This window comes from Aeromonas allosaccharophila, assembly GCF_000819685.1.
Taxonomy (GTDB): Bacteria; Pseudomonadota; Gammaproteobacteria; order Enterobacterales; family Aeromonadaceae; genus Aeromonas; species Aeromonas allosaccharophila.
In genome coordinates, this window is the sequence record NZ_CDBR01000009.1 from 1 (window position 1) to 25,204 (window position 25,204).

A 25,204-nucleotide genomic window follows, 5' to 3' on the forward strand; every position below is an offset into this window, starting at 1 on the left:
GGTAGTGGCCGGACGCTTACAGATGTCCGCAACTCGCCTCATCGGGTCATCCAAAAGACGGGGTATGCCGCCACTTGCCCCTTGGTGTGATGCGTCAAATGCCAATGTGACAAATCCCTGTTCTGCCAGTTTCTGAGCGTACAGACCCGCTGTCTGCTCTTTAACACCACCGCCGGGATGCACACTTATGACGGCAGGATACTGACTGGTTTCACTAAAATTCTTTGGCAGATACAGATTTCCTGCCATATCGATATCTTTGTTCTTGAAAGTAACACTTAGCATCTTTACTCTATTTTCATTGGTGTTACTGCCCGCGCCCTCAGTTGCGAAAGCGAATGTAGGCATTAACAGGGATGCAACTAGTGCAGCACCACCGATTAAAACTTGGCGACGCCCAGTGTTCATAAGTATGCGTTTGAAAAGTTGGTTATCCATTTTGAGCATCCTCTAGGTTAAGTGGTCACTATCTGTCTATTAAACGGGATTGAGTTAGGCTCTCAGAGATCGAGCTTTTTTACCCTTAGTAGCAGCCCGCTGTACTGCTATGTACGGTTCGCATGAAATTCGCATTAAAGGTGTCACTACATCGCCTGAACCGTGGGTCGTACTAGGATTTCGTTTAACGTCATGCGTGGCGGTCGGCTTATAGCGAACAAAATGACATCGGCGATATCTTGTGCTGGAATCGCCCACTCCAGAGAGTCCTTTGCGGATTTTTTGCTTTCATTATGAGTAATGTGATCAGCTAACTCGGTAGCAATAGCGCCTGGTTCGATAACCATTACTCGAATGTCAGGCTGGAGTTCGACGCGCAGCGATTCCGACCATCCGTTGATCCCCCATTTTGTCGCTGAATAGGCTGCAAAACCGGCGGGCGCGATACGACCAGCGACCGATGAGATATTGACCAAATCACCGCCTCCGTTAGCGCGTAGCTGGTCAAGAAACACGTTGGTGACTGTCATTGCACCAAGAAGATTCACCTCCACCATTTGACGGTGCTCTGCATGCTGCTCCTTGCTAAACGGGGCGGTAAGCATGACACCTGCATTATTGATAAGAATGTCAACTCCACCAAGCTCACGCTGAACACGCTCAGCCGCTGCAACGATTGAATCTCGATCAGTGACATCGGCCTTAATCGCGATGGCGGCGTCGCCTAGCGAATCGACTAAGGCTTGCAGACGGTCAATACGTCGAGCCAGCAGCACCACTTGATGACCATCTGCCACTAAGGCACGGGCCGTTGCTTCGCCGATTCCTGATGATGCGCCAGTAATTACGGCTACTCGGCCAGTCTTTGGTTGGGTATTCATCATTACATCTCACTTTTTCGATTTAGTTTTAAACTTCCCTTACTGTCACCAAAGGCAATCATTTTTAGACCGGTGTCGCTTAGCCTGGCCAGTTTTGTAGCCAAAAGGCGTAGGGCGTAGGTAGAACCGCCTCAGCTTGTCCAATTCCCAGGTCTCGGGCCGCTTGAAACGGCCAATGCGGATTGGCTAACAGCGTTCGGGCCAAGAACACCACATCGATCTGTTCGTCACGAATAAACGCATCGGCCTCTTTGGCGCTGGTAATCATCCAGCTTGTGCCTACCGCCAGTCCGGTTTCGGCGCGAACTCGTTCGGCGTAGGGCACCATGAAATTGGGTCCCCACGGCACCAGCTCGGCAGGTGTCGTTAGCGCAAGGCCGACATCAACCAAATCCACTCCTAAGCGCTTGAGCCAGCGCAGCACTTGAAGGGCTTCGCTGAACGAGTGTTCTGTACCGTTATCGAATTCCGTGACACCAAGCCGTACGGTCAAGGGCAAGTCATCCGGCCAGACGTTGCGAACCGCCGAAACTGTCTCCAGCAAAAAGCGGGCACGGTTTTCCAGCGATCCGCCGTAGTGATCGGTGCGATGGTTAGCGTGTTGGGATAGAAAGCTCTGACCCAGAAAGCCGTGAGCAAAGTGCAGCTCTAACCATTCAAAACCTGCTTCGTAGGCACGCAAGGCGGCGTCAGCAAAATCCTGCTGGGTTCGCTGAATGTCAGTGAGCGTCATCTCTGTGGGTAGGTGCGGTGCTTCAGGCATATAGGAAAGTGCACTAGGTGCCGCTGGTTGCCACGCTTGTGGGTCGGATTTGTCTAATGGTGCGCCCCCTTCCCAAGGTGGGGTACAAGCGGCCTTGCGTCCGGCATGGCCGAGCTGAATACCAGGTACGGCACCGTTGGATTTGATTGACTGTGCAACAGACGCCATGCCTTCAACGTGAGCATGGCTCCACAGACCCGCATCGCCTAGGGTAATGCGGCCTTCCGGGGAAACGGCAGTAGCCTCAACGACCAGTAAACCCACGCCGCCACGGGCTAGCATAGTGTAATGAGTCTGATGCCAGTCGTTCAAAAAACCATCACGGGCCTGGTACTGGCACATCGGCGAGGCTGCGATGCGGTTCCGCATCGTGATGCGCTTGAGACTGAACGGTGAGAAAAGAGACGGCATTGGCTACTCCGAGGTTGATTACTTACACCTCATCATAGTCGGGTAACCTTTACTGGAGTTGCCAATTTCAAGCACTTCATTGCCTAAAACGATGAAGCCTCATCATTAGCAAGAAAGTGACACCTTGGTTAGTGCTATACTTTTAAACACATAGAATGACATGGATGCTTAGCATGCAGCAAAACTACTTGGCCATTACCAATGGAGCCTCTCCAATAGTCATGTTGGCCAACACTATTGAAACTATTGCCCAAAGTGATGGTGACTACGCCACGGCTATACCAGGGCTTTCACTCCATCGGAGGCGTACCCCAACGGAGCCTGTGCACTGTATCTATACGCTGGGCTTGGGGGTAGTGGCACAAGGTGGCAAGCAAGTCACACTGGGGGACGCACTGCTCGACTACGGTAGAGGAGATTGCATGCTCACGACGATCGACCTGCCTGTGATCTCTCACATTACCCAGGCTAGAATCAAAGAACCTTTCCTGGGCCTTATGTTAACGATGGACGCACGAACTATCGTTCAGGTGGCTTCGGAAATGGATTTATCTCCTCTTCAGCGAAACTCTACCTCTCAGCCCATTACTGTGGCAACGCTAGATTATTCCATGATAGATGCACTTACACGCTTGGTTAGGCTGACTAGCGAACCGCTGTTAGCTCCCAAACTGGCACCTCTCATCAAAGAGGAAATTATAGTGCGATTGCTGGCTGGCCCACTCGGATCGCAGTTAAGAAATTTCCTGATCACGGAATCGCCAAGCCATCAGATCACAAAAGCCATTGCATGGCTAAAGCAACACTTCGCACAAACACTACAAGTGGAGGAGTTGGCAGCCTACGTACACATGAGCCCATCCACTTTTCGCCAGCATTTTCGAGCCATTACCGGCACTAGTCCGCTTCAGTTTCAAAAACAACTGCGGCTGCAAGAGGCTCGGCAATTGATGCTCAACCAAAATGTCGATGCAGGAACCGCCAGCGCGTTTGTGGGTTATGAAAGTCCTTCTCAATTCAATCGGGAGTACCACCGCTTATTCGGCGCGCCCCCCCGAAAAGATGTAAAACAACTGAGACAAGCGGGTGTCATGCGCTAGGTTGTGACGGTAAAATTTCGACCGAATTTCAACCAGGTATTCCGGTTACCCAATTTTTTGAAAATGCATATTTCTAATTCCATCCTTGGGGATGAATACAGCCAGATAATTTTGCTTTTCTGCTTTTCTGCTTTTCTGCTTTTCTGCTTTTCTGCTTTTCTGCTTTTCTGCTTTTCTGCTTTTCTGCTTTTCTGCTTTTCTGCTTTTCTGCTTTTCTGCTTTTCTGCTTTTCAAAAAGTGTCGTTGACTTAACGGTCTTCTCAAAGAATATTAATTATGTTCATCAAGAGATGATTTAATTTCTATGTTATGCAATTGTTTTTTAATTTTAAAGCAAAGACAATGTGGGATAGTAGAACTGGTTTCTCTTCGCTGCGTAGCAGCGGAATGTTGAAACGCTGAAATTTAATTCAAGTTCTCATAATTAGTAAATGGACAGTTTTCCGAATTTTTCAAGTGGGGGTATGTGAAAAAATTTTAAAAATCATTCTGTTTAGTGGAAATTTAACCAATTGAGCTGATTTTATCCTCACAGCCCCCCCCGACTTATTGATTATTGGAAAACCCCATGCTCAACCCGTCCCACAAGATCGATAACAGCCTGAACACCCATCGATGTAGTCAATAGATCGGCAGGTGCTATGCCACCAAGGCCCCTGGCTGGACGGTGTAACCATGACAATGCCCTGAGGGCATCGTTTTCCTGAAGGGACAGAGTGGCATCGAGGGCGAGCACTACTCCATACACCCTGGCACCTTGTGATATTGATAGCGCGGTATCTGCTCTGAGCCTGCGAGTCACAGTGCTCCGGCTAATACCAGCTAGCTTACATATCACACCAACATCAGTTTCAACCAGCGCAGCTAGCTTATGGATGATGTCCGCCGGAACCCCTGCCACAATCCACAGGTGAGCACTCAGTGCTTCACGAGGAACACCCAAGGGGTCAAGGAGTGTAGCTCTAAGGTTCGGATTATGGACTGCATCGAATGTCATGTTACATTCCTCTGTCTGCATGTGCTCTTTATCATGCCCTATCTCACCCCACACTGTCGTGCCCAGTGCTCAACAAAGTTTTCACATGTTGCAGGGCCGACTCATGGTTTCCAACCACCTAAATAACTGATCCCAATAGTGCTACACCTTCGCTGTGCCATAGCCATTCCCCGGGAAAGGAGACACGGTATCCATGAAGTGTTTCACTCGGGCCAGCAGGCTGGCCATTCCGCTACATTGATGATTGCGCGTGATGGTTTCATGTAACTTGTGCCACAGCCGTTCTATGTGATTGAATCGCCCCCAGTTCCCTAGACACCTCACAGCCTTAAAATGAGGCAACTATTGGAGGTGTTATGACACGTCAGCGTTATCCAGAAACATTCAAAATCGAAGCCGTTAAACAAATCACCGAGCGCGGACGGCCGGTGGCTGACGTTGCACGAGCCCTTGGGGTATCCAGCCACAGTCTGTATGCCTGGCTCAGGCAGTACGGCAAGCCTGCTGACCAGCAGCTCGAAGAGTCTGCCTTGCAGGCCGAGATACGCCGCCTGAAAGCCGAACTGCGCCAGGTCACCGAGGAGCGCAATATCCTAAAGGAGGCCGCTGTAGATTCAATTGATCAATGCAACAACCATGTGAAAGCATGCCGTTGCGGAGGATTGTTGAATGAAACGAACATTTACAGCAAAGGAAAAAGCGTTTGTTTTTGATCTGTGGAAGCGCGGAACCGGCTTCAGTGAGATAGCGAGAATCCTGGATTCGAAGCCCGGCACCATTTTCACCATGTTGAGGGATACGGGAGGCATAAAACCGAGCGAACGCCGTCGAGCAGTGGCTCACCTGACGTTATCTGAGCGTGAGGAGATTCGAGCCGGTCTATCGGCAAAAATGAGTATTCGTGCTATAGCACGCTCGCTTAACCGCTCTCCGTCAACAATATCTCGGGAAATTCAACGCAACCGTGGCAGGCGCTATTACAAAGCTGTTGATGCCAATAATCGCGCTAACAGCATGGCCAAAAGACCCAAGGCATGCCTTCTGGAACGGAACCCGCGACTGCGCAAACTGGTGCTGGAAAAACTCGAGTTGAAATGGTCTCCAGAGCAGATATCGGGGTGGGTCAGAAGAACGATGCCCCGCCAAAAAGCGATGCAGATCTCTGCCGAAACAATCTATAAAACGCTGTATTTTCGCAGTCGGAGTGCGCTGCACCACCTGCTTGTCAAACATCTGCGTCGCTCCCACAGCCTGCGCCATGGAAAACGCCACACCCGCAAGGGAGAGAGAGGCACCATCAATATCGTGAACGGCATTTCAATCCATGAGCGCTCCAGGCACATCGATAACCGACGCTCTTTCGGTCACTGGGAAGGGGATTTGGTTTCCGGTACCAAGAACTCTCACATAGCCACACTTGTAGATAGAAAATCGCGCTATACCCTTATTCTCAAGCTAAGTGGAAAAGATGCAGGGTCTGTGAATCAAGCACTTACAGATAAATTCCAAGAACTTCCACCAACGCTAAGACAGTCACTGACGTGGGATCGTGGTATGGAACTGGCCAAACATTTGGAGCTTACAGCCAGCACAGGAGTTCAGGTTTACTTCTGCGACCCTCAGAGCCCCTGGCAACGGGGCACGAATGAGAATACCAATGGCCTGATCCGACAGTACTTCCCCAAAAAGACATGTCTTGCCCAGTATACCCAGCAGGAACTGGATCAGGTTGCAGCCCAACTAAACAGCAGGCCGAGGAAAACCCTGAAATTTAAAACGCCAATAGAGATCCTTGAGAAGGGTGTTGCGTTGACAAGTTGAATCTACAGCCGCGTACTTTGCCAGCGAGTCAAGGAAAGGTACGCGTTCATAACCTCCCGACTCGACCGGTACAGTGTCGTTACCCTGTGCCAGACCCTGGGGGTTCACCGAAGTGGCTTCTACGCGTGGCTGAAACAGCCCACATCGCCACGCCATCAGGAGGACGAACGACTGACCGGATTGGTCAAGCAATCCTGGCTGGAAAGTGGTGCTGTCTACGGTTATCGCAAAATCCATCGCGACCTTCGTGACGCAGGGGAAGCCTGCGGCAAGCACCGTGTGGCCAAATTAATGAGGCGAGAAGGGCTGCGTTCGCAAACGGGCTATCAACGCCGCAAGGGGCATTATGGAGGCAAGAGCCCGCAGGCTGCCCCAAACACGCTGGCACGTCAGTTTAAGGTGCCAGCCCCCAACATCTCCTGGGTGACTGACATTACCTACATTCGCACTCAAGAAGGGTGGCTGTACTTGGCGGTGGTGCTCGACCTGTTCTCTCGCCAGATCGTCGGCTGGGCGATGAAGTCACGCATGACGGCAGACTTGGCGGTTGATGCGTTATTGATGGCCGTCTGGCGGCGCAAGCCCAAGCAGCCGGTACTGGTGCATTCGGATCAGGGCAGCCAGTTTACTGGTGGTGAATGGCAGGACTTTCTGAAGGCCCACAACCTGAGTTGCAGCATGAGCCGACGGGGTAACTGTCACGACAACGCGGTCGCCGAGAGCTTCTTTCAGTTGCTCAAACGGGAGCGGATCAAGCGCAGGATTTACGCGACAAGAGATGAGGCCCGCAGCGATGTGTTTGATTATATCGAGATGTTTTACAACCCAATCAGGCGCCATGGTTCCAATGATGGGCTATCGCCGGTAGAGTTTGAAAGGCAGTTTATTTTTCAGTAATAAAGTGTCTAGAAAACCAGGGGCGATTCAGTTGAGCAGGGTCGATTCAAGCCGCACCAGCCCTTCCCGGTTGGCCAACTGGCAACAGACAACAGGCCTCGACCCGTGATGGCGGATACTCACGGCTCAGGCTCAGCAGCCCTAGGCAGAGCCTGTATGCCTGCTCGGCATGGGCTTTCTATGGCAGCCGTTCACTGACCCAGCACAGGGTGCCCAGTCCGATCTCTGCGGCCCACAGCTTGAGACGCCCGTGCGTCCAGCGTTGCCTGCATGCTGTGACATTCCGGCAACAGGACCAGATTATACACCAGAGATAAGTGCCACTTGTTTGATTGCTTGCAATCGCTTACCATCACTTAAGAACGCTTTTTGGATATCCAATGACCCAGTACGAACGGCTGCTAGAACTCAGCGAGATCATTATCCGTCAGGGCAAGGTGACGCTGGAGTTTATCTGCCAGCGTTATGGTATTTCCTACGATTCTGCACGTCGTGACCTGGTGCTATTGACGCAACAGGCCGGCATCTTGCGTATTCGAGGCGGGGCGCTATATCAGCCGGAAAAACCGGCAGGGCGCTCCTATGACGAGCGAGCGCAACCCAGTGCATTGAAAAGTCGCCTGGCACAGGCGGCGTTGGGGCTGATCCAGCCGCACGATGTGATCATGCTGGACACTGGCAGCATCCTGGCCGGGTTGGCGCGCACCATTAAGGTGGATGCCACCCTAATCACTAATTCAGTCGACATCCTGATCGACGCCAGCTATCGCCCGCATCTGCGCAGCATCATGCTAGGGGGCGAATTCAATACCTTCAATCGCGCCATCTATACTGCCGAATCTATCCGTCAGTTGCAGGGCTATGAGGCGGACAAGGCCTTTATCGGCGTACCGGCCTTCTCCGCCGACGGGGTGAGTTGTGAGCAAGAGATGGAGGCCATGTTCAAACGAACGCTGGCACAGCGGGCGGCCTACACAGTCTGTATGGGCGAGCAGGCCAAGTTCGGACAGCGTCTGCTCTATACCGCCTGTCTGTGGGAGACCATCGACTGTGTGATCACCGATCTGCCGCCGCCGGCAGCGATGCGGCAGATTTTGGAAGCGCATGATGTACACGTATTAATCGTGGAAGAAGGAGAAACACTGTGAAATTGGCATTGATTGGTATCGGTAAGATTGTCCAAGATGTACTGGATGCTTTGACCTCTGTTCCAGGCATGACGGCTTGCGCCTTGTTGGCGCGACCTGCTAGTTTGGCGCGGGCGCAACAATTACAGCAGCAATATTGTGTGGAAAAAGTTTACACCGACTACCATGAATTGTTGGCGGATCCTGAGATTGAGGTGGTCTATTTAGGTATTCCAAACCATCTGCATTTTCACTTCGCTGAACAGGCTTTGCGCGCTGGCAAGCATGTTATTTGTGAAAAGCCTTTTACCTCCAATTTGGAAGAGGCGGAGCAGTTGATTCAGCTGGCCAGGGCCCGGCACTGCTTCTTGTTTGATGCCGTGACGGCGATTCATACACAGGGGTTCCGCTGGATGCAGCAGCAGTTGCCGGCGCTCGGGACGATTCGCTTAGTTCAGGGCAATTATTCCCAGTATTCCAGCCGTTATGATGATTATCTCTCCGGTAAGGTGCAGCCAGCGTTTGATCCAGCCATGTCTGGCGGTGCCCTGTATGACATCAATCTTTACAATGTCTATTTGGCCTGTGCACTGTTTGGTGCGCCGCAAAAGGTCGAATATCGCTGTAATTATGGTTTTAATGGCATTGATATCTCCGGTATCGTCACGCTGCATTATGCCGACTTTATCGCGGTGTGTAGCGGCGCGAAAGATTCTGAGAGTCCGGGGCATTTTACCGTGCAGGGGACTGCGGGCTATGTCCGCATTGCTGGCATCCCCAGTGTGTGCCAGGTGGTGGAACGTAGGCTACGTCATAGCGAGATAGAGCGATTCGCTTCGCCGGATGGCAACCGGATGGTGCCAGAATTCAGCGCGTTTGAGGATTGTATCCGACGTCTGGATATGGCGCAGTGTGAGGCATGGCAGGATTTGGCGCTTATTGTGGCTGCGGTGCTGGAGGCTGCACGGCAGGATGCCGGGATCCGTTTCCCGATGGATCAGCCATAGCTCCGTCAGGTCATGGCTACCGCGCGCAGTGATACACAGTGGTTATACAAAGCGCAAGGTGATGGAAAAAGGGACACCCAAGAAATGACGCTGTGCTGGTGATGCACAAGGAAGGGCTGGCGCACTGGAAGAAGATCACCGTCGCTTGCTGGCAGAGACGTCGATGTATCTCATCTGCTTGCCGGAGTAGTTGATCTAAATCAGGAGGCGTACTGGTATCGTAAACAACAATACCCAAAGAACATGAAAGCTGGTACGGCTTACCACTATGACTATTGAAAACACTCATTGCCTGATGCAGACGTTCTTTAATTTTCTGACAATGTTCATTACCAGCCCCAGGTAAAAGAACTACAAATTCATCCCCACCAAGACGAGCAAAAATATCCGCGTCTCGAAATACTCGGCATAATAATTCCGCCATTTGTCGCAATGCATCATCACCAATATCATGACCTAACTTATCGTTTATCACCTTGAAGTGATTCAGGTCTAAAAAGAGTAGTGCTGCTGGAGCTTTTATGCGAAACGCAGACCATGGGAGCAAAGCGTCCATGCGAGCCAAGAATATCTCTTTGCGGGTTTTGCGGCGTTTACCATTGAACTCGCTATCCGCGAAGGTGAGCTGGTGACTCATGCTGAACCTCATCCCTGATGCCAAGTGAGGCTCACAATCTCACATCAGGGACTTGTTCGCACCTTCCCTAGTTCTCAGACCCATCGCCACCGCAGTGAAGAACAGTTAGGATAGGTCACAAGAACAGCATTCATTGTACATCAGAGGAGAAATCACTATGTCTTATGCTGTTTACCGTCCAAGTACGTCAGTGACCTCTTCCAATACTTTATTTACTTCTCTTGGCATACCGAGTGACCCGTTGGGGGCTCATTTCTGGATCGTGGCCGGAGTCACACCGACCATGATTCATGAGTTGGCAGGAACGGTGAAGACAGACGTGGGTTCTATATGCCGATTAGTCGGCATTAGTAGGAGCACAGTTGCCCGCAAACTCAAGATGGAGGTCGCCCTATCAACATCACAGGGTGCCAGGGTATACGGCGTTGTGCAGGCTCTCGACGCGGTTATCTCCCTTCACGATTACGACACCACAAGGGCATTGTCATGGTTACACCGTCCAGCCTGGGGCCTAGGTGGGGCAGCTCCTGCCACATTGCTGACTACACAGATGGGAGTCCAGGCAGTTGTCGATCTTGTGGGGCGGATTGAACATGGGGTTTGCATATAAGCAATAAGTCGGGGGGCTGTGAGCATAAAACCATCTGAATTGGTTAAACTTCCACCAAGCAGAATGATTTTCAAAATTTTTTCATATCCCCCCACTTGAAAAATTCGGAAAACTGTCCATTTACTAATTATGAGAGCTATAAATAAATTTTTTCCATTTCAACATTCCGCTGCTGCGCAGCGAAGAGAGACCAGTTTTACAAACCCACACCCTATTATTATTCAATAGATGAGATGGAACTGATAAATTAAAGTTTATTACGCCAGATAAAAATCAATGCACCATCACTTTGCAATAATTTCTTCTATGAACTAACAGAGAACAGAGAACAGAGAACAGAGAACAGAGAACAGAGAACAGAGAACAGAGAACAGAGAACAGAGAACAGAGAACAGAGAACAGAGAACAGAGAACAGAGAACAGAGAACAGAGAACACATATTCTCAATAAAGTATGGCTATATTCGCCCATGTCAGGCGGAAATAAAAAACGTGTTATTTTTTTAAAAATAAAATCTTTACCTATGCAAGCTCTTCTTTAGACATACAACTATGTTATCAAACGGAGCCCATCTCCTGGGGAGGGTGACCTATTGGTCGTCTTCAAAGAGGTTCATAACTGATCTGCTTAACCCACCCACCGAGACGAGAACCCAAACGGATAGGTGTCTCGCCCACTGCATAAGGAATCATTCAAGTCTCTTCATTTGGCAAAACAACGCTACTCAAACGCTGATACATCAAAATACGACTAATAACAATCGATCTGTATTGATACCGGTCACACTCTCAGTTAGCATAAGTAATGGTAATGGCAATCATTATCATTGAAGTTAACGCTACGTGGGAGTCGAAATGAAAGCCGGAATTTATTTTCTGCTAACAGCTGCAATACTGGCTGGGTGCAATTCTGATACGAAACCAACAACGAATACTGGAACTGGAACTTTACCTTCTCAACCACCACAGATCTTACCAATATCCTTTATCGTTAGTGTACCTGAGAGTCTAAAGACGACTCTCGCGGGAGGCTTGGTTAGCGCTCGTCAATTAAATACTAAAAAAACGTATCAAAGCACATTAGATTCCAATTCTACAGCAACATTTATTGTTGATAGTTACAACGACAGCTACCCTTTTGAAATCACAATTAGTAATAACAATCAGATATTTAAAGTGCTATCTAGTCAACCAAATATTATGCGCGCTCAAACTGAGCGTATAGATAGTAATACCGTCAATGTTCTGGTCACGCCAGAAACAACTGCGCAGTTTGCCTACTTAGATGAAAACCAAGATGGGATGCTATCAACAGATGAAGTTCAGAACCTCTCAACAAAACTTGCAGAAGCTGAATCAAAGGGGCTAGCATTTATTTTTGCAGCTCTAGAAATTTATGGCATTAATGAATCAATAGAAGGCACTCAAGCTATTAATAGTTATCGCCTCGCATTAGATATGTTTCGTTCTGAGAGCTTGTTAAATATCATTAAAGTAAGAAACCAACGTGAAATCAAGCGAATTCTCGACAGAGACCGACCATCTGAAGTTCTTATAGATGACCCAAACCCAGAATCTGATAGTTTCTTGAGGATTGATCAAACTGGTAAACTACTTTCATCTCAGAACAATGAATACTCTACTTTATCTTGGCAGTGTGTAGATGATCTTCGCAGTCGTTCTAAGCCTCTTCGTAATTATGGTTACGGAGTTAACATCTGGCACTATTCTGATAAAGAAACAGCAAGCATAGAATATAACTGGAGTGATGTGGAAAATAAACTTAACTCACTCAATCAACAGAGCATGTGCAATGTAGGGAATTGGTCAGTTCCTACAGTAGAGGAGCTAGAGTCGCTCTTGGATAGCAACGCGGCCAAGTTCCCATTATCATTTCCATTTTTAACATCAAATTTTTATTGGGTAAACAAAGACAACTCTCGCGCAACCTTAAACCACAGAATATACGATATTAGCGCCGGGGCTTTAGTTGATGATCCGACCCAAACTACAGCTGCCGTCCTATATAAATCATTTACGCGTTTAGATAAAACTAGTTTGCAACGTCAAGTAGACCAAACACCTGATGAAATAAAAGCCGCCTATACAAACGTTAAGGCTCTTTACGCAAATCCAGATCCCGCAACCTGGCCTGCACCGATAGTTGATAATGATGTAGAATGGGCTGAACTTGGCATACTACCTAATGTAGAACACCCGAATTACAATCAATACTCTATTAATGCTCATAGTTTAGGGAAACGCCTGTTTTTTGAACCAAGACTATCAAAAAACCGTGATATTTCATGCTCGACATGTCACACACCATCTCAGGGTTGGGATGACAACCTTATGGTCTCTGTTGGACATAATGGAGAGAAAGGTACAAGAAATGCACCAAGTATTATTAACTCAGCTTTCCAGACATCACTATTCTGGGATGGAAGAGCTACCAATTTGGAAGAACAAGCCCTTAAACCTATAGCCAACCCAATTGAAATGAACTTACCGATAGAGGAGCTTGAAGATAGAGTTTCAAAAGGTCTATTTGACGATTATAGTTCAGATACATTAGCAGCATTCGGCAGTGATCATTTAACAACTGAGATCATTGCCAAATCATTAGCTATGTTCCAACGATCGATTATATCGACTGACGCCAAGTTTGATCGTTTTTTGAAGGGTGAGGCTACTCTAACCAACCAAGAACTTTGGGGATTACATTTATTCAGGACCAAAGCGAAATGTATGAACTGTCACTCAGGTCCGAACTTTACTAACAATGATTTTGAAGACATAGGTTTGTCTGACTACAACCTCCCAGCTAGGGACCTAGGCCGTTACAACGTAACGCTTAACCCAGAAGATTCTGGGAAATTTAAAGTCGCATCGTTAAGAGAGCTGGCACATACCGCTCCATACATGCATACTGGTCGATTTAATTTAGAGGAAGCCATTACTGCATACAATAATGCGATGGGTGTAAACATTGTAGCAAGTAAATTAAAAATTAATGAATATAGGTATGATCCTTTATTCCCTGAAGGTTCAGGTAAGTTACATGTATTAAATCTCACAAAGTCAGAAATTTCTGCCATTGTAGATTTTTTAGGAACTTTAAGCAGTAGCACCCCCCCCATCGCCAAATAGATTTCAATTCATTACCCCCTGTACGAGATGATATAAAGAGCCCATCAAAAAGATGGGCTCAGATTTCCTGATTTATATATTCATTCCTATGATGAACATTGTATTATAAATGATTTTGAAGACTACTGATTTCAAAAAAGAAGTGCCCGGATCTAATCTACAACTACAGTTGTGCCAATCTGAAAATCGACACATGAATTATCAGAGGCTCGCTTACAGGCTAATGTTGACCAACTGACAGGTTTATACAACCGTAGATTTTTTGACATAAAGCTATCCCAGCTATTAAAAATAGCAAGAGCCATTTTATTTAGCACTGTTAGATTTAGATGACCTTAAAAAAGTGAACGATACATTCGGACACCAAACTGGTGACTCTGTTTTAAAAAGAGTAGCGAAACTTGGTAATTCAATTTTTTATGAGCATGGCTGGTTCTGTCGATATGGTGGAGAAGAATTAGCAGTGTTGTTTGAAGTGGGGTCTGGGAACTTAGCGATATCTTTACTGGAGGCATTAAGGCATGGTGTTGAGCATCTGGACTGGCGTGAAGATGCTCTTCGAGTAACACTCAGTGGTGGGGTTGCTGTTAGTAAAAAAGATATTAGTGCAAAAGAGCTTATAAATGCAGCTGACATTCTGGTTTACAACGCTAAACGCGATGGTAAGAATCGAATTTACGAGTGCATATCAATAACCACTGTTCATGAAACCATGTAGCGTGAATACCGTATGATTGATATATGTGCAAGAATTAAATTGAAGTTTTACTATTCAGTGCCTTATGCACTAATTTTACCAGTTATTGTGAGGGTATCTCCTTCGATAGAATTCGTTATTAGATTGTTATGACCGTCAATTATGAGTGTTTGTTGATGAAATAATAGCCGTGGGTGTACAAAACTGGTTTATCTTCGCTGCGTAGCAGCGGAATAATGGTGAGCTGCTTAAATTTCATTGAAGCTCTCATAATTAGTAAATGGACAGTTTTCCGAATTTTTCAAGTGGGGTAAATGAAATAAATTTCAAAAAATGATGAGATTGGTTGTTTTTGAAGCTGTACAGATCTAGTTATCACCTGACACCGGCCTCAAACCGGTGTCTTGTTTACGCTACTTTAGTGCGCACTTCCTTTGGCTTCAATTCCAGAGCCTATTCAACGTGCTGTAGGGGGTTATCCTTGCACACCTTTCCCTGTTGGTCAGCCTGCTCCTATGCATCCTCTAAAGCCCAATGAGCTCGCCTGGGGAGTGGTCATATCTCTAAATCCGATTTAACTGAATAAACTGATGCGTTTTTATACATAGAACCATTTGTGGATAGGATAGAGATGGCAAGAATCCTGATGACTCGCGCCCTTGATGGCCACGGTCATATCTACGATTCTCGAGAATGTCAAACTGTCTCTGACCAAGTGGTTTCTGGGAAAGCCGCGTGAACAGATTTAACGGTATCAACGTTATTTTAAGCCTAACCGTTTAGCCAGTTTATGCAAATTACTTGGGTCAAGAACTAACCGACGAGCCACATTAGCCCAATTGCCCTGACAGGCATCCAAAGTCTGACTTATAACCTTACGCTGATAACCATCCACGGCAATCTTTAGCGATACAGTCTGTTCATCATGCGAAACCTGTGACAACAGTATATGTTCGGTTTTTGTCGAACAAATCGCGTTGGCATCCAATGCCAGATGCTCTGGTTCCAATGTGACAATTTCTGTTCTGACAGCTCCCCGACTGAGTGCACGCAAAGCAGCCCGGCTGATCACATGCTCTAGTTCGCGTACATTGCCCGGCCAGTCATAAGTAAACAAAGCCTGTTCTGCTTCGCGTGATAATCGCAGGCTACGAAAACCAAGACGGGCACGGTTTAGCTCTAGAAAATTCCCTGCCAGTAATAACACATCGTTATCACGCTTCCGCAGTGGGGGGATCGGCACTGGATAAACCGACAACCGATGGTACAAATCAGCCCGGAATTGCCCTTCTCTTACCTGCTCATGCAACTGTCGATTGGTTGCCGCAATGATCCGAACATCGACTTTCTGCTGCTGATCTGTACCGAGTCGTTGGATCTCGCCATTCTGTAACGTGCGTAGCAATTTAGCCTGCACAGTCAGTGGTAATTCACCAACCTCATCGAGAAAAAGCGTACCGCCATGTGCTGCTTCAAATCGACCGGGGCGATCGCTTATCGCACCAGAAAATGCACCTTTAACATGACCAAACAGTTCACTTTCCGCGAGTGACTCTGGTAATGCCGCACAATTGACATGGATCAGCGGTGCAATATGTCGTGGTGATTTACTGTGTAAGCGGCGAGCAAATAGCTCTTTTCCTACACCAGTCTCGCCCAGCAACAACACGGGAAGTTCGGAATCTGCTACCACATCCAGCTCATGCAATAACTTCAGCAAAATCGCACTTTGCCCAATGATTTCACCATCACTAGTATTTTGTTCACCCAGCAATAACGCTTCTGATGCTCGATTACCAACTCGTAACGCTAGAATCTCTTCTTCTAAACGGCTCATACGTATCACCACTTCAGTCAGAGAAGCACTGTGCGTTAATTTATCAACTGCTTCATCGTCAAAAACAAAACCCTCAAAAGCATCTAGCGTTAATGCGCCCCACAATTGCCCTCCTAGATAGAGGCTGATCCCCATGCAATCATGTACGGGTAATGGCAGCCCACGTTGTGAGTCCAGTAAACCATCATATGGATCAGGTAACAGACTTTCCGGTTCAAATCGCACTGCTGAACGACTGGATAAAATAGTGGCCAGACGAGGGTGCTGTGCCACGACAAAACGGCGCCCCAATGTTTCATGCACTAAGCCATCCACTGCCACAGGACAAAGGCAATCACCATCCAATTTCAATAAACCAACTGCACTACAACCAAAATTAGTTCGAATCGCGGAAACCAGCCGCTCCTGTCGAACGGAACGCGGTAGTTCAGTAGTGAGATCAAGTAACAATGATGTTTCAAACATGGTATTTATTACCAGAAATGGTTTTTTTAACCCTATCAGGAGATGGTAAAAAACACCACAAAAATATATAATCCATATATTTCAATGTGTTAGATATGGCATGATTTATGCTTTTACTTATCGAGATAAAATTACTCTATTATTTATCAAGGAGCGCTTTCATGGTCTTACTCGAACAAACTATTGCCAATATTGCTTGTGAAATTCCTGGTGCAACACGAGTATTCCACAAATTTAAACTAGATTTTTGCTGCGGTGGTCAACAACCGTTAAAAGATGCCATCGCTCACCGTAACCTCGATGCCACGCTGGTTATTACTGAATTAGAGCAAGTACAACAGTTACCAAGCCACGAAATTGATTGGCGTACTGCAACACCTTCTGCGCTAATTGATTTTATCCTGGAACGCTTCCATGCTCAGCATCGAATTCAATTACCAGAACTGATCCGCCTTACAAATCGAGTGGAACATGTCCATGCGGATAAAATAGGCTGTCCGTTAGGTCTGGGGGCTCATCTGGTTGATATGCTGCGGGAGCTGGAAGGTCACATGCAGAAAGAAGAGCAGATCCTATTCCCTATGCTGAAAAAGGGTCTTAACAACTCAGTACAAGGCCCAATTGCTATGATGCGTATTGAACATGAACAGCATGGTGAATGTTTGGACGAAATAATGCACCTGACCAATGACATTACGCCTCCGGTAGACGCTTGCGTGACATGGCGTGCACTCTATACCGGCCTGACACAATTGCGAGAAGACCTGATGCAACATATTCATTTGGAAAATAATATTTTATTCGCAAACGCCACCACCAATTAATGACCAGTCATCTATTATTCTCGGGGATATCTGCATATCCCCGTGGATTTGGTAGTCGCGTATTTTGGTTATGTTGACTTTGTGAGAAAATAAGAGAAAGCATTTGTTCAATGCATGTTCATCCATAATATCGAACTTAAAAATAGGTTTAATCGGAAACGAGAATTAAGGTTGGCAGCAAGAATCTCTTGTGGTCTCTTGTGGTAGTTATTGTTCATAAAGTAGGTAATGTTTACGATCCATCTTTTTTATCTATCAGTATCGCTCATAAACACACTTGCTTATATTGTCAACAAAAATATATATCTAATCAACTAATATGTTTATCACATTTGAATCCGTGCTGTATTAAAAATCACCCTACCTGGGCGGCTTCTGGATAGGCTGGAACCCATTTTTATTGTTTAGAACGCGCATAAATCACTTCATTTTATCTACGTTCCATAGTTTAATTGGCAACGTGAATGTTTTTAAATGCGCATTATTTTTTTCGAGGTAACTTATGTTTGGCTTAAAGCTTAAACAACAATATCAGATCTTATCTGATGAAAATCAGATGCTAAAAGAAGAGATAGAGCAGTTACAATCCAGCTATAAGATAGCATGCGAAGAAAGTCAAGAAATTCAGATAAGGCTAAGGAATACACAATCTAGAGAGCGATTTTTCCTTGGAATGTTTACCAATATTGCAAATTTTGGGCAATCACTACATGGGCTCGGTGATTCTTTTTTGGGCCTAGCTGTACAGCTGAATCAACAAAAAATAACTGCTATTTCATCCTCTCGGGAATCAGAAACAAATCGTCTTGCTTTTCAGCAAATGGCTAACAATCTGCACACGATGTTTGAACAAATCACGGCAGCCTCAGAAAATGTGGCCTCGCTACATGAGCGCGCTAGTCAAATCAATGGTATTGTTCAATTAATAAAAGGTATTGCCGATCAAACAAATTTATTAGCGTTAAATGCAGCAATTGAAGCCGCCCGCGCTGGCGAACAAGGGCGCGGATTTGCTGTAGTGGCTGATGAGGTTAGAAGTCTGGCGGAGCGGACCAGCAAAGCGACAACAGAAATTGCTGGGTTGGTGAGCGAAATCCAGTCCGATACCCAACAGGCCAAAAACGTTATGGAACAAGGCGCCATCAATGCTCGTCGTTACAGTGCAGATAGTCTTTCTGCAACTAATGGCATGTCGCAATTAACGGAGCTTTCGCAAAATTTAGAGCAATCAATTACAGGAGCTTCGCTGCTTTCCAATGCGGAATTAGCCAATCTGGAAGAACTCAGTCTTAAATTAGAAGTGTATAAAGTATTAATGGGATTATCCAACCTAACTGCGGAGCAGCTTCCTGATTACACTGAGTGTCGACTCGGCCAGTGGTATTACGCTGGTGAAGGTAAAGCCAGTTTCTCTAAATCATCAGGTTATCGCGAGATGGAAAAACCACATCAAGCTGTACATGACAATGCCAGAAATGCGGTAGCTCGTTTCCATAGTGGCGATTACGATGGGGCACTTTCTGCTTTAGCTGCAATGGAGCAGGCAAATATAACGGTCATGAAGGGTATGAGCCATTTTCTAAAATTATAACTCTAACAACGATTCCTGATTACCCATGATTAGCAGTCACTCCGAACGGCGTTGCTTCCCAAATCAGTCGTAAGAACGTAGCTTCCCCAGCCCCAAGTGACCGTTACACTTGGGCTTTCTGACCAGCAGGCCAAGGTCGTCAGTTTGTTTATCACACTCACATACGCCATCACTTCCCCCACTTGGTCGTTGTAGTTTCGTTGACTGATTCTTCCCACCATCAGCTGTTTGAACCGGGACACCGCCGTCTCTACCAACGAGCGACGGAGATCTCGCCTGGATGCTCAAGCGCAAGCTGCTGCAAGCGATGAAGGAGTCTGACGACAAGCATCCCATCAGCGGTATCATTCAACTCGATGATGTCTACTGGGGCAGTGAACGCCGTGGTGGCAAGCGGGGTTGTGGTACCGTTTGCAAGACACCTTTGTGGCGGCAGTGTCCCTGAAGAAGGAAAGAAATCCAATCAAAATGTGGATGACGGTGGTTGATGGGTTCAAAACTAAGACCATTGGCAAGTGGGCTAAACGACATCTTGCTAACGGGAGTGCCGTGATATCTGATGAGTTATCCCGTTTCAGGGCAGTCAAGGAAGCCAACTGTGAGTACCTGAGTGTCGTCACTGGAGGCAACCTGGATTTACTGGAGCATCTTGCGTTCAACTGGGTAAGCACGATAATAGGGAATGTGCAGAACTCGCTGCGGAGCAGTTGCCATACGCTTGGAACCAAGCCTCTACCAAATCATCTGACGGAATGATGCTTCCGATTTAAGCATCGTTTTGGCATCAAGAGCATGCTGGTTGAATTGAACCACACGATAGAGGAAATCCATCTGATGCCATATCGGGAAGATCATGGGTAATCGGATAGGTGGTACCCCATATCTATAGCCACGTATGAATAATACATACCGATAAATTTGAGGAGCAACCTCTTATAGAAGAGTTAATAACTGTGCGATCTCAAAAACAAGCCTATCCGCTTCATCAGAATCAAAATCTGTTTTCTGAAGTTTTTTGACTCCATGCTCATTCAATAAGACATGATTTGTAGGAGTGAGATTGTGAATAGCCAAACAACTTTTGACACATTGTAAAGGACATCCATCGATAGCAATGATCGATCTACCAGACTTTGCTATACGGACTAAATGCTTTACGTTTCCACCAACACCTGCAATGCAGGACATTTCTGCATCACCTCGTTTATCTAGCTGAATAGCCATATAGTTTGCCATCTGCGCTGCACTTGAACAACCAGAGCATGAATAAACCAATGGTAAAGAACGTAAACATTCACTCATAAAACATCCTTTAAAAATCATAGTCCCATGAAGATGCCCTTAATAAATAGGGCATCTGCGAAATCAATTATCAAATTTAAAGTTTCTACCAATAGCGCTGGTAATTCCGTGGTAACTCCTGAAATTATAAATCAGAGGGCTCCACAAATCCGCGTCAATAACGTCATCTTTTTTAAGTAAAGATGCATCTGCATGCACATGAGTGGCTCGCAATTCAACGATAGCAAAATTATTGCGCTTTGTTATATGTTCAACTAAACACTCGACCTGAATTAAACATTCTTGGATACGAGATGGTTTAACGGTACAGGACGCCAGCTCTGTAAATCCACCAAGAGCAAATTTATTACCACAATAACTGAAACCTATCTTTTCAGATGGGACAGGATCCTTTCCGGTCAATTTGGCAATAGATTCAATTCTATCCGAAAGGTTGTCTGATGCAACATTCAATACGACTTCTGGACAATTCTCAATGTTTTCGATAGCCTTTGAATTTAGACTGAGGCCGATGACAATATTATTCGAAAGAGACCAACTCGATGATATTGGTGTAATGTTAGTTGTATCAGTATCATCGATGGTACTCAGTAGAATTACGGTGTTTCCCCAATAAAGTGATTTTGGGTGAACTTGCTTATGCATTGCCATCTCCTTTGTAACAGAAACACTACAAATTATATATCACAATGTGATATAATTGAACTTATTGTATTTCACCTAAGAAGTCAACAACCGAGTAAGCTATGTTAACAAAAGCTCAATTTGAGGCACTCTCTGAGTTTCGCTATCAGTTAAAGCGTTTTCTTCACTTCAGTGAAACTGCGGCCAAGGATCTCGGGCTCACACCATTACAATATTTATCCCTCCTGCACATTCAAGGATACCCAGGGCGCAACTGGGCAAGCGTGGGTGAACTAGCGGAAAGGTTACAAATGAGTCATCACGCTACCGTAGCTTTACTTACGCGATGTGAGGAGTTGGATCTCGTTGAACGGCGGAAAAATGAAAATGACAAGCGCAAAGTAGATGTGCATCTAACAGATAAAGGGAGAGAATATTTACAGCAATTGGCACAGCAGCATAAAACAGAATTGCAATCGCTTCAAAATACTTTCCAAGTGGCACGTATTACAGCACTGAATGAAAACTATGATGCTGACCAATAAAAACCTTATTTACTAAAAGTATGAGCAAGTGAATTGCTCATACTTAATGGTCAGAATACTCTAGTCATAATTCACATTGAACTGTTTACAATAAAATATGACTTGTGAATATATTTTTTCGTGGTCTTCAAAAAGAATTAAGTCAATAGTTTCGTTATCAGGAAGTATATTTAGTACTCTAGAGCCAGGCTTGCTTTCAACCAACTTAATTAAAGTTATTTGGTGCCATGAGAAAAATAGATGTTTTTTATGGCAATGAAACTCAATGCCGCTGAAGTTCAATTCCAGTTTTACTTTCCTTGCTATACAAATGTATCTTATATCTATAAATGCAGTAATAATGAATATTAGCAATGAAAATAAAATGGTATTGCGATATAACTCTTCAGTTATTGGCAAACCGGTCACTTCGGATACCAACAACAGCAGTGTTGGCCAGAAAACTGCAACAAAGAAAGGTTCGACTAACTTAGTCAAAAACTTTTTATTTGATACATGATATACCATACTACACCTGATAAATAGTAGTCGCAGTTTACACTGCGACTACTACCCTAATCATGTTACCGACGAGACCTTACGATCTGGATGCGTCTAGTTAAATATTCGAGCGGTACACTCCAAACGTGTACCAATCGACAGAATGGAAAGACAACAAACAAAGTCATACCTAAAATCATATGAATTTTGTAGATAAACGATACCCCTTCTAAATTTTTAGATGCCCCTGTTTGGAACGTTACAACATCTTGTGCCCAACTTACGAGCTTCATCATGACACTTCCATCAAGATGGAAAGCAGAAAATGGAATTGTCAGAAGACCAAGCGCTGCCTGGGAAACTAATAGCACTAAAATCAAAATATCCGCAGTCGATGATGTTGCTCTGATCCTTACGTTTGTCAGACGCCGCTTTAAGAGCAGATAACCACCGTACAATGTCATTGCACCAAAGATACCGCCAGCACACATCGCTATGAGTTGTTTTGCTTGCAATGATAAGAATGACTCATATACCCAGTGAGGTGTCAGCAAGCCAAAAAAGTGGCCGAAGATGATACCAAGAATGCCAATGTGGAACAGTCCAGATGCCAGCCTCATATTCGAGTTATCAAGCAACTGGCTTGATCCTGCTCGCCAAGTGTACTGCCCATAATCGTAACGAACCCAACTACCAAGTAGAAAAATGGTAACTGCAATATATGGGTATATATCAAAGAAGAAGCTATGAATATAGTTCATTTGTTTGCCTCACCAATTTCAAGGTACTGTGGTACGACTGCATTCTTAAATCGGTTGCTATGAATCGATTGAATTGAACTGGGACATGATTCTCCTCCTAAAAACTTCACCTGCTCTTCCTCCCAAACAGCATCTAACGCAGCGGGTGTTGCATCATCAGCCTCTTTCATAACTTGTGTGCTTATAAGAGCGCTATCGTACTCTGCCATGGATAGATCAATTAGAACCCCAAATAGAACATGATATTTGCTTTCTCTTTTGAGTAGCCTCTCTTTAAGCAACCCCAAGATCGGAGTGATAAAACACAACCCCTCTATAATTTCAGCGTTATTTCTTGTTGAAAGGTATTCCAAGTAAACAGGAAGAAAATCCGGTAATTCTCTTTTGTTAAGAGAAAATCCTGCATCTTCATATTGCTTAAGCAGGTCTACCATTGCTTGTCCGCGATCACGCGACTCACCATGAACATGCTCAAAAAGAAGCAGAGAGGTGGAACGGCCACGGTCGAAGATATCACAATATATTTCTTGGAATGAAAGTAGAGAACGATCAAACGCATATGTTACAAAATCACATATTGATGATTTTTGTGCCGATGTCAGCTCATTACATTCAGCTATGCAATCAAAGATTTCATCCTTGTTTTCCCACAGATCAATATCTGGGTAGTCCAAGAGGATTGATATGATCTTTAAAGATTTCATTTTTTATCCTCACTTGGATTTGTAGATACATTAATGGCATTAATTCTCTGGCTATTAAACAGGTTGTACTTAGTGTCGCTACCTTTACAACCATCACCAAAGCTAAAGCCACACCCTTTAGCTTCAGGAAATGCTTCTCGTGCTAGCTCGCGATGACTGGAAGGAACTACAAAGCGGTCTTCATAGTTAGCTATAGCCAAATAACGATACATTTCCTGCGCTTGGTGTTCAGTTAAACCAACCTGCTCTAATGCGCTGGTATCCACCTTTTTATCTACAGTTTCAGCTCGCTTATAATGACGCATTGCCAACATACGATTCAGTGCACTCTTAACAGGTGCTATATCGCCAGCGGTCAACAGATTCGCCAAATACTGTAAAGGAATTCGCAAGCTAGAAATATCTGGTAGAACACCATCATCACCTAAATAGCCTGCATCTTTGGCTGATTGGATAGGGGAAAGAGGTGGTACATACCATACCATCGGTAACGTGCGATACTCTGGGTGTAATGGGAGTGCAAGCTTCCATTCCATCGCCATCTTGTACACAGGTGACTTCTGAGCAGCATCTAGAACATTTTGAGTGATGCCTTGCTTTAAGGCTTCTTCAATGATAGCAGGATCATGTGGATTTAAGAAAATCTCCAACTGCTTGTTGTATAAATCCTTGTCATTTTCAGTTGATGCTGCTTGCTCAATACGATCTGCATCATAAAGGATTACTCCCAGATATCTAATTCGTCCTACACATGTTTCAGAGCAGACGGTTGGTTGACCAGACTCAATTCTGGGGTAGCAGAAGATACATTTTTCAGATTTACCACTTTTCCAGTTAAAGTAAATCTTCTTGTAGGGGCAACCAGTAAGACACATACGCCAACCACGACATTTGTCTTGGTCAATAAGGACAATGCCATCTTCTTCACGTTTATATATTGCCCCACTAGGGCAAGTAGCCACACATGCAGGATTCAAGCAATGCTCACAAAGCCGAGGGAGATACATCATGAACGTATTTTCAAACTGTCCATACATCTCCTTTTGGATGTGGTTGAAATTGTAGTCTTGTGAACGCTTAGTGAATTCCCCGCCCAAGATTTCTTCCCAGTTTGGGCCATTGTTGATCTTGTCCATACGTTGACCAGTAATCAGTGAACGTGGACGTGCTATTGGCTGATGCGCACCTTGTTTAGCATTATGTAAATGCTCATAGTCAAAGGTGAAAGGCTCATAATAGTCATCAATAGTCGGCATGTCAGGGTTGTTAAAAATCTTGGCTAAAACGCCAATCCGGTTACCCATTCTTGGAACGATTTTTCCATTGATATTTCGAACCCAGCCACCCTTCCATTTATCCTGATTTTCCCAATCGTTTGGATAGCCCACGCCTGGCTTGCTTTCTACGTTATTAAACCAGGCGTATTCCATTCCCTCGCGACTTGTCCATACGTTCTTACAAGTAACAGAGCAAGTATGACATCCGATGCATTTATCGAGGTTTAGCACCATTCCAATTTGCGCACGAATTTTCATT

20 protein-coding genes and 11 pseudogenes are annotated in these 25,204 nt (G+C 45.6%); 15 read left to right on the forward strand and 16 right to left on the reverse strand.

Translation table 11 applies throughout. The features are described 5' to 3' along the window. From BN1115_RS21380 to BN1115_RS01815, 3 genes are all read right to left on the reverse strand, one after another. Window positions 1-438, reverse strand: a 438-nt coding sequence (locus BN1115_RS21380) for an alpha/beta hydrolase (protein WP_042655817.1), incomplete at its 3' end; no start/stop codon positions are given. Between the two features lie 146 nt (window positions 439-584). Then, window positions 585-1,322 carry an SDR family oxidoreductase gene (locus tag BN1115_RS01810; protein ID WP_208597743.1) on the reverse strand — a complete coding sequence of 246 codons (738 nt, stop codon included), beginning with the start codon at window positions 1,320-1,322 and terminating at the stop codon, window positions 585-587. A 76-nt stretch (window positions 1,323-1,398) separates the two neighbouring features. Beyond that, window positions 1,399-2,493 (reverse strand): NADH:flavin oxidoreductase/NADH oxidase, encoded by a 1,095-nt coding sequence (locus BN1115_RS01815; RefSeq protein ID WP_042655818.1) that lies wholly within the window; start codon window positions 2,491-2,493, stop codon window positions 1,399-1,401. A gap of 173 nt (window positions 2,494-2,666) precedes the next feature. On the opposite strand from BN1115_RS01815, the gene BN1115_RS01820 reads away from it, so the two are divergent. Continuing rightward, window positions 2,667-3,593, forward strand: coding sequence for an AraC family transcriptional regulator (locus BN1115_RS01820; RefSeq protein WP_042655819.1), 927 nt, complete (start codon window positions 2,667-2,669; stop codon window positions 3,591-3,593). 45 nt (window positions 3,594-3,638) lie between these two features. Here BN1115_RS01820 and BN1115_RS22500 read toward each other — a convergent pair whose 3' ends face one another. The 3 genes and pseudogenes from BN1115_RS22500 to BN1115_RS21385 all read right to left on the reverse strand — a co-directional run. After that, window positions 3,639-3,827 (reverse strand): hypothetical protein, encoded by a 189-nt coding sequence (locus BN1115_RS22500; RefSeq protein ID WP_167335541.1) that lies wholly within the window; start codon window positions 3,825-3,827, stop codon window positions 3,639-3,641. A 319-nt stretch (window positions 3,828-4,146) separates the two neighbouring features. Beyond that, complete coding sequence (locus BN1115_RS01825; RefSeq protein WP_341833825.1) at window positions 4,147-4,611, reverse strand: antitoxin Xre/MbcA/ParS toxin-binding domain-containing protein; 465 nt, start codon at window positions 4,609-4,611, stop codon at window positions 4,147-4,149. A 120-nt stretch (window positions 4,612-4,731) separates the two neighbouring features. Further along, window positions 4,732-4,884 (reverse strand): annotated as a pseudogene (locus tag BN1115_RS21385) (IS630 family transposase); the annotation flags it as partial. A gap of 62 nt (window positions 4,885-4,946) precedes the next feature. On the opposite strand from BN1115_RS21385, the pseudogene BN1115_RS01830 reads away from it, so the two are divergent. The 3 genes and pseudogenes from BN1115_RS01830 to BN1115_RS22940 form a co-directional block, all read left to right on the forward strand. Continuing rightward, window positions 4,947-5,189 (forward strand): annotated as a pseudogene (locus BN1115_RS01830) (transposase); the annotation flags it as partial. 70 nt (window positions 5,190-5,259) lie between these two features. Continuing rightward, entirely contained in the window at window positions 5,260-6,411 is a 1,152-nt protein-coding gene (locus BN1115_RS22935) for an IS30 family transposase (protein ID WP_042655822.1), read from the forward strand. Window positions 6,412-6,420: 9 nt separating this feature from the next. After that, window positions 6,421-7,308: pseudogene (locus tag BN1115_RS22940) on the forward strand (IS3 family transposase); the annotation flags it as partial. A gap of 45 nt (window positions 7,309-7,353) precedes the next feature. Here the strand turns inward: BN1115_RS22940 and BN1115_RS21390 are convergent. Beyond that, window positions 7,354-7,598 (reverse strand): annotated as a pseudogene (locus tag BN1115_RS21390) (IS21 family transposase); the annotation flags it as partial. A gap of 90 nt (window positions 7,599-7,688) precedes the next feature. Here BN1115_RS21390 and BN1115_RS01845 point away from each other — a divergent pair. From BN1115_RS01845 to BN1115_RS22505, 3 genes and pseudogenes are all read left to right on the forward strand, one after another. Further along, a complete protein-coding gene (locus BN1115_RS01845) occupies window positions 7,689-8,456 on the forward strand; it encodes a DeoR/GlpR family DNA-binding transcription regulator (protein WP_042655824.1) in 768 nt (255 codons plus the stop codon). Then, window positions 8,453-9,442 (forward strand): Gfo/Idh/MocA family protein, encoded by a 990-nt coding sequence (locus BN1115_RS01850; protein ID WP_042655825.1) that lies wholly within the window; start codon window positions 8,453-8,455, stop codon window positions 9,440-9,442. The genes BN1115_RS01845 and BN1115_RS01850 overlap by 4 nt, the downstream gene beginning before the upstream one ends. 62 nt (window positions 9,443-9,504) lie before the next feature. Next, window positions 9,505-9,611: pseudogene (locus tag BN1115_RS22505) on the forward strand (IS5/IS1182 family transposase); the annotation flags it as partial. Window positions 9,612-9,659: 48 nt separating this feature from the next. Here BN1115_RS22505 and BN1115_RS21395 read toward each other — a convergent pair. Then, window positions 9,660-9,998, reverse strand: a pseudogene (locus BN1115_RS21395) (GGDEF domain-containing protein); the annotation flags it as partial. Then, window positions 9,975-10,079, reverse strand: a pseudogene (locus BN1115_RS22745) (IS5/IS1182 family transposase); the annotation flags it as partial. The pseudogenes BN1115_RS22745 and BN1115_RS21395, both read right to left, overlap by 24 nt. A gap of 157 nt (window positions 10,080-10,236) precedes the next feature. Here BN1115_RS22745 and BN1115_RS01855 point away from each other — a divergent pair. From BN1115_RS01855 to BN1115_RS21405, 3 genes and pseudogenes are all read left to right on the forward strand, one after another. Next, window positions 10,237-10,689 (forward strand): antitoxin Xre/MbcA/ParS toxin-binding domain-containing protein, encoded by a 453-nt coding sequence (locus BN1115_RS01855; protein ID WP_042655826.1) that lies wholly within the window; start codon window positions 10,237-10,239, stop codon window positions 10,687-10,689. An 854-nt stretch (window positions 10,690-11,543) separates the two neighbouring features. Then, window positions 11,544-13,838 (forward strand): cytochrome c peroxidase, encoded by a 2,295-nt coding sequence (locus BN1115_RS21400; protein ID WP_082034773.1) that lies wholly within the window; start codon window positions 11,544-11,546, stop codon window positions 13,836-13,838. Between the two features lie 267 nt (window positions 13,839-14,105). After that, window positions 14,106-14,556 (forward strand): annotated as a pseudogene (locus BN1115_RS21405) (GGDEF domain-containing protein). Between the two features lie 739 nt (window positions 14,557-15,295). On the opposite strand, the gene norR reads toward BN1115_RS21405, so the two are convergent. Then, entirely contained in the window at window positions 15,296-16,837 is a 1,542-nt protein-coding gene (norR, locus tag BN1115_RS01865; RefSeq protein WP_042655827.1) for a nitric oxide reductase transcriptional regulator NorR, read from the reverse strand. Window positions 16,838-16,998: 161 nt separating this feature from the next. Here norR and ytfE point away from each other — a divergent pair, with 161 nt between their 5' ends. From ytfE to BN1115_RS22755, 3 genes and pseudogenes are all read left to right on the forward strand, one after another. Further along, window positions 16,999-17,661 carry an iron-sulfur cluster repair protein YtfE gene (ytfE, locus tag BN1115_RS01870; RefSeq protein ID WP_017408664.1) on the forward strand — a complete coding sequence of 221 codons (663 nt, stop codon included), beginning with the start codon at window positions 16,999-17,001 and terminating at the stop codon, window positions 17,659-17,661. A gap of 841 nt (window positions 17,662-18,502) precedes the next feature. Continuing rightward, window positions 18,503-18,850, forward strand: a pseudogene (locus BN1115_RS22750) (methyl-accepting chemotaxis protein); the annotation flags it as partial. Next, a complete protein-coding gene (locus BN1115_RS22755) occupies window positions 18,851-19,252 on the forward strand; it encodes a CZB domain-containing protein (RefSeq protein ID WP_371317204.1) in 402 nt (133 codons plus the stop codon). It abuts the pseudogene before it with no gap. 63 nt (window positions 19,253-19,315) lie between these two features. Here BN1115_RS22755 and BN1115_RS21410 read toward each other — a convergent pair. Further along, window positions 19,316-19,518 (reverse strand): annotated as a pseudogene (locus BN1115_RS21410) (hypothetical protein); the annotation flags it as partial. 2 nt (window positions 19,519-19,520) lie between these two features. Between BN1115_RS21410 and BN1115_RS01880 the strand changes: the two are divergent. Beyond that, window positions 19,521-20,113: pseudogene (locus BN1115_RS01880) on the forward strand (IS1595 family transposase); the annotation flags it as partial. Between the two features lie 72 nt (window positions 20,114-20,185). Here BN1115_RS01880 and BN1115_RS21415 read toward each other — a convergent pair. Both BN1115_RS21415 and BN1115_RS21420 read right to left on the reverse strand, forming a co-directional pair. Continuing rightward, window positions 20,186-20,554 carry a putative zinc-binding protein gene (locus tag BN1115_RS21415; RefSeq protein ID WP_050555278.1) on the reverse strand — a complete coding sequence of 123 codons (369 nt, stop codon included), beginning with the start codon at window positions 20,552-20,554 and terminating at the stop codon, window positions 20,186-20,188. Between the two features lie 63 nt (window positions 20,555-20,617). After that, the gene (locus BN1115_RS21420) at window positions 20,618-21,199 is read right to left on the reverse strand and encodes a flavin reductase family protein (RefSeq protein WP_162516531.1); all 582 of its coding nucleotides are present in this window, start codon (window positions 21,197-21,199) and stop codon (window positions 20,618-20,620) included. A gap of 101 nt (window positions 21,200-21,300) precedes the next feature. Between BN1115_RS21420 and BN1115_RS01885 the strand changes: the two genes are divergently transcribed. Further along, complete coding sequence (locus tag BN1115_RS01885; RefSeq protein WP_042655828.1) at window positions 21,301-21,723, forward strand: MarR family winged helix-turn-helix transcriptional regulator; 423 nt, start codon at window positions 21,301-21,303, stop codon at window positions 21,721-21,723. Between the two features lie 563 nt (window positions 21,724-22,286). Here BN1115_RS01885 and narI read toward each other — a convergent pair. The 3 genes from narI to narH are packed head-to-tail and all read right to left on the reverse strand — an operon-like array spanning window position 22,287 to window position 25,203. After that, a complete protein-coding gene (gene narI / locus BN1115_RS01895; RefSeq protein ID WP_042655830.1) occupies window positions 22,287-22,964 on the reverse strand; it encodes a respiratory nitrate reductase subunit gamma in 678 nt (225 codons plus the stop codon). Then, a complete protein-coding gene (gene narJ, locus BN1115_RS01900) occupies window positions 22,961-23,668 on the reverse strand; it encodes a nitrate reductase molybdenum cofactor assembly chaperone (protein ID WP_042655831.1) in 708 nt (235 codons plus the stop codon). Before narJ ends, narI begins: the two co-directional genes overlap by 4 nt. After that, the gene (gene narH / locus BN1115_RS01905) at window positions 23,665-25,203 is read right to left on the reverse strand and encodes a nitrate reductase subunit beta (protein WP_042084597.1); all 1,539 of its coding nucleotides are present in this window, start codon (window positions 25,201-25,203) and stop codon (window positions 23,665-23,667) included. The genes narJ and narH overlap by 4 nt, the downstream gene beginning before the upstream one ends. Window position 25,204 lies beyond the last annotated feature (1 nt).

Excerpts from the sequence above, each read along its gene's own strand:
- BN1115_RS22935 (WP_042655822.1), top strand. The coding sequence starts at position 5,260 with ATGAAACGAACATTTACAGCAAAGGAAAAAGCGTTTGTTTTTGATCTG.
- ytfE (WP_017408664.1), top strand. The coding sequence starts at position 16,999 with ATGGTCTTACTCGAACAAACTATTGCCAATATTGCTTGTGAAATTCCT.
- BN1115_RS01820 (WP_042655819.1), top strand. The coding sequence starts at position 2,667 with ATGCAGCAAAACTACTTGGCCATTACCAATGGAGCCTCTCCAATAGTC.
- BN1115_RS21400 (WP_082034773.1), top strand. The coding sequence starts at position 11,544 with ATGAAAGCCGGAATTTATTTTCTGCTAACAGCTGCAATACTGGCTGGG.
- BN1115_RS01825 (WP_341833825.1), bottom strand. The coding sequence starts at position 4,611 with ATGCAGACAGAGGAATGTAACATGACATTCGATGCAGTCCATAATCCG.
- narI (WP_042655830.1), bottom strand. The coding sequence starts at position 22,964 with ATGAACTATATTCATAGCTTCTTCTTTGATATATACCCATATATTGCA.
- BN1115_RS01885 (WP_042655828.1), top strand. The coding sequence starts at position 21,301 with ATGTTAACAAAAGCTCAATTTGAGGCACTCTCTGAGTTTCGCTATCAG.
- BN1115_RS01855 (WP_042655826.1), top strand. The coding sequence starts at position 10,237 with ATGTCTTATGCTGTTTACCGTCCAAGTACGTCAGTGACCTCTTCCAAT.
- narJ (WP_042655831.1), bottom strand. The coding sequence starts at position 23,668 with ATGAAATCTTTAAAGATCATATCAATCCTCTTGGACTACCCAGATATT.
- BN1115_RS01810 (WP_208597743.1), bottom strand. The coding sequence starts at position 1,322 with ATGATGAATACCCAACCAAAGACTGGCCGAGTAGCCGTAATTACTGGC.
- BN1115_RS21415 (WP_050555278.1), bottom strand. The coding sequence starts at position 20,554 with ATGAGTGAATGTTTACGTTCTTTACCATTGGTTTATTCATGCTCTGGT.
- BN1115_RS21420 (WP_162516531.1), bottom strand. The coding sequence starts at position 21,199 with ATGCATAAGCAAGTTCACCCAAAATCACTTTATTGGGGAAACACCGTA.
- BN1115_RS01815 (WP_042655818.1), bottom strand. The coding sequence starts at position 2,493 with ATGCCGTCTCTTTTCTCACCGTTCAGTCTCAAGCGCATCACGATGCGG.
- norR (WP_042655827.1), bottom strand. The coding sequence starts at position 16,837 with ATGTTTGAAACATCATTGTTACTTGATCTCACTACTGAACTACCGCGT.
- BN1115_RS22755 (WP_371317204.1), top strand. The coding sequence starts at position 18,851 with ATGTCGCAATTAACGGAGCTTTCGCAAAATTTAGAGCAATCAATTACA.
- narH (WP_042084597.1), bottom strand. The coding sequence starts at position 25,203 with ATGAAAATTCGTGCGCAAATTGGAATGGTGCTAAACCTCGATAAATGC.
- BN1115_RS01845 (WP_042655824.1), top strand. The coding sequence starts at position 7,689 with ATGACCCAGTACGAACGGCTGCTAGAACTCAGCGAGATCATTATCCGT.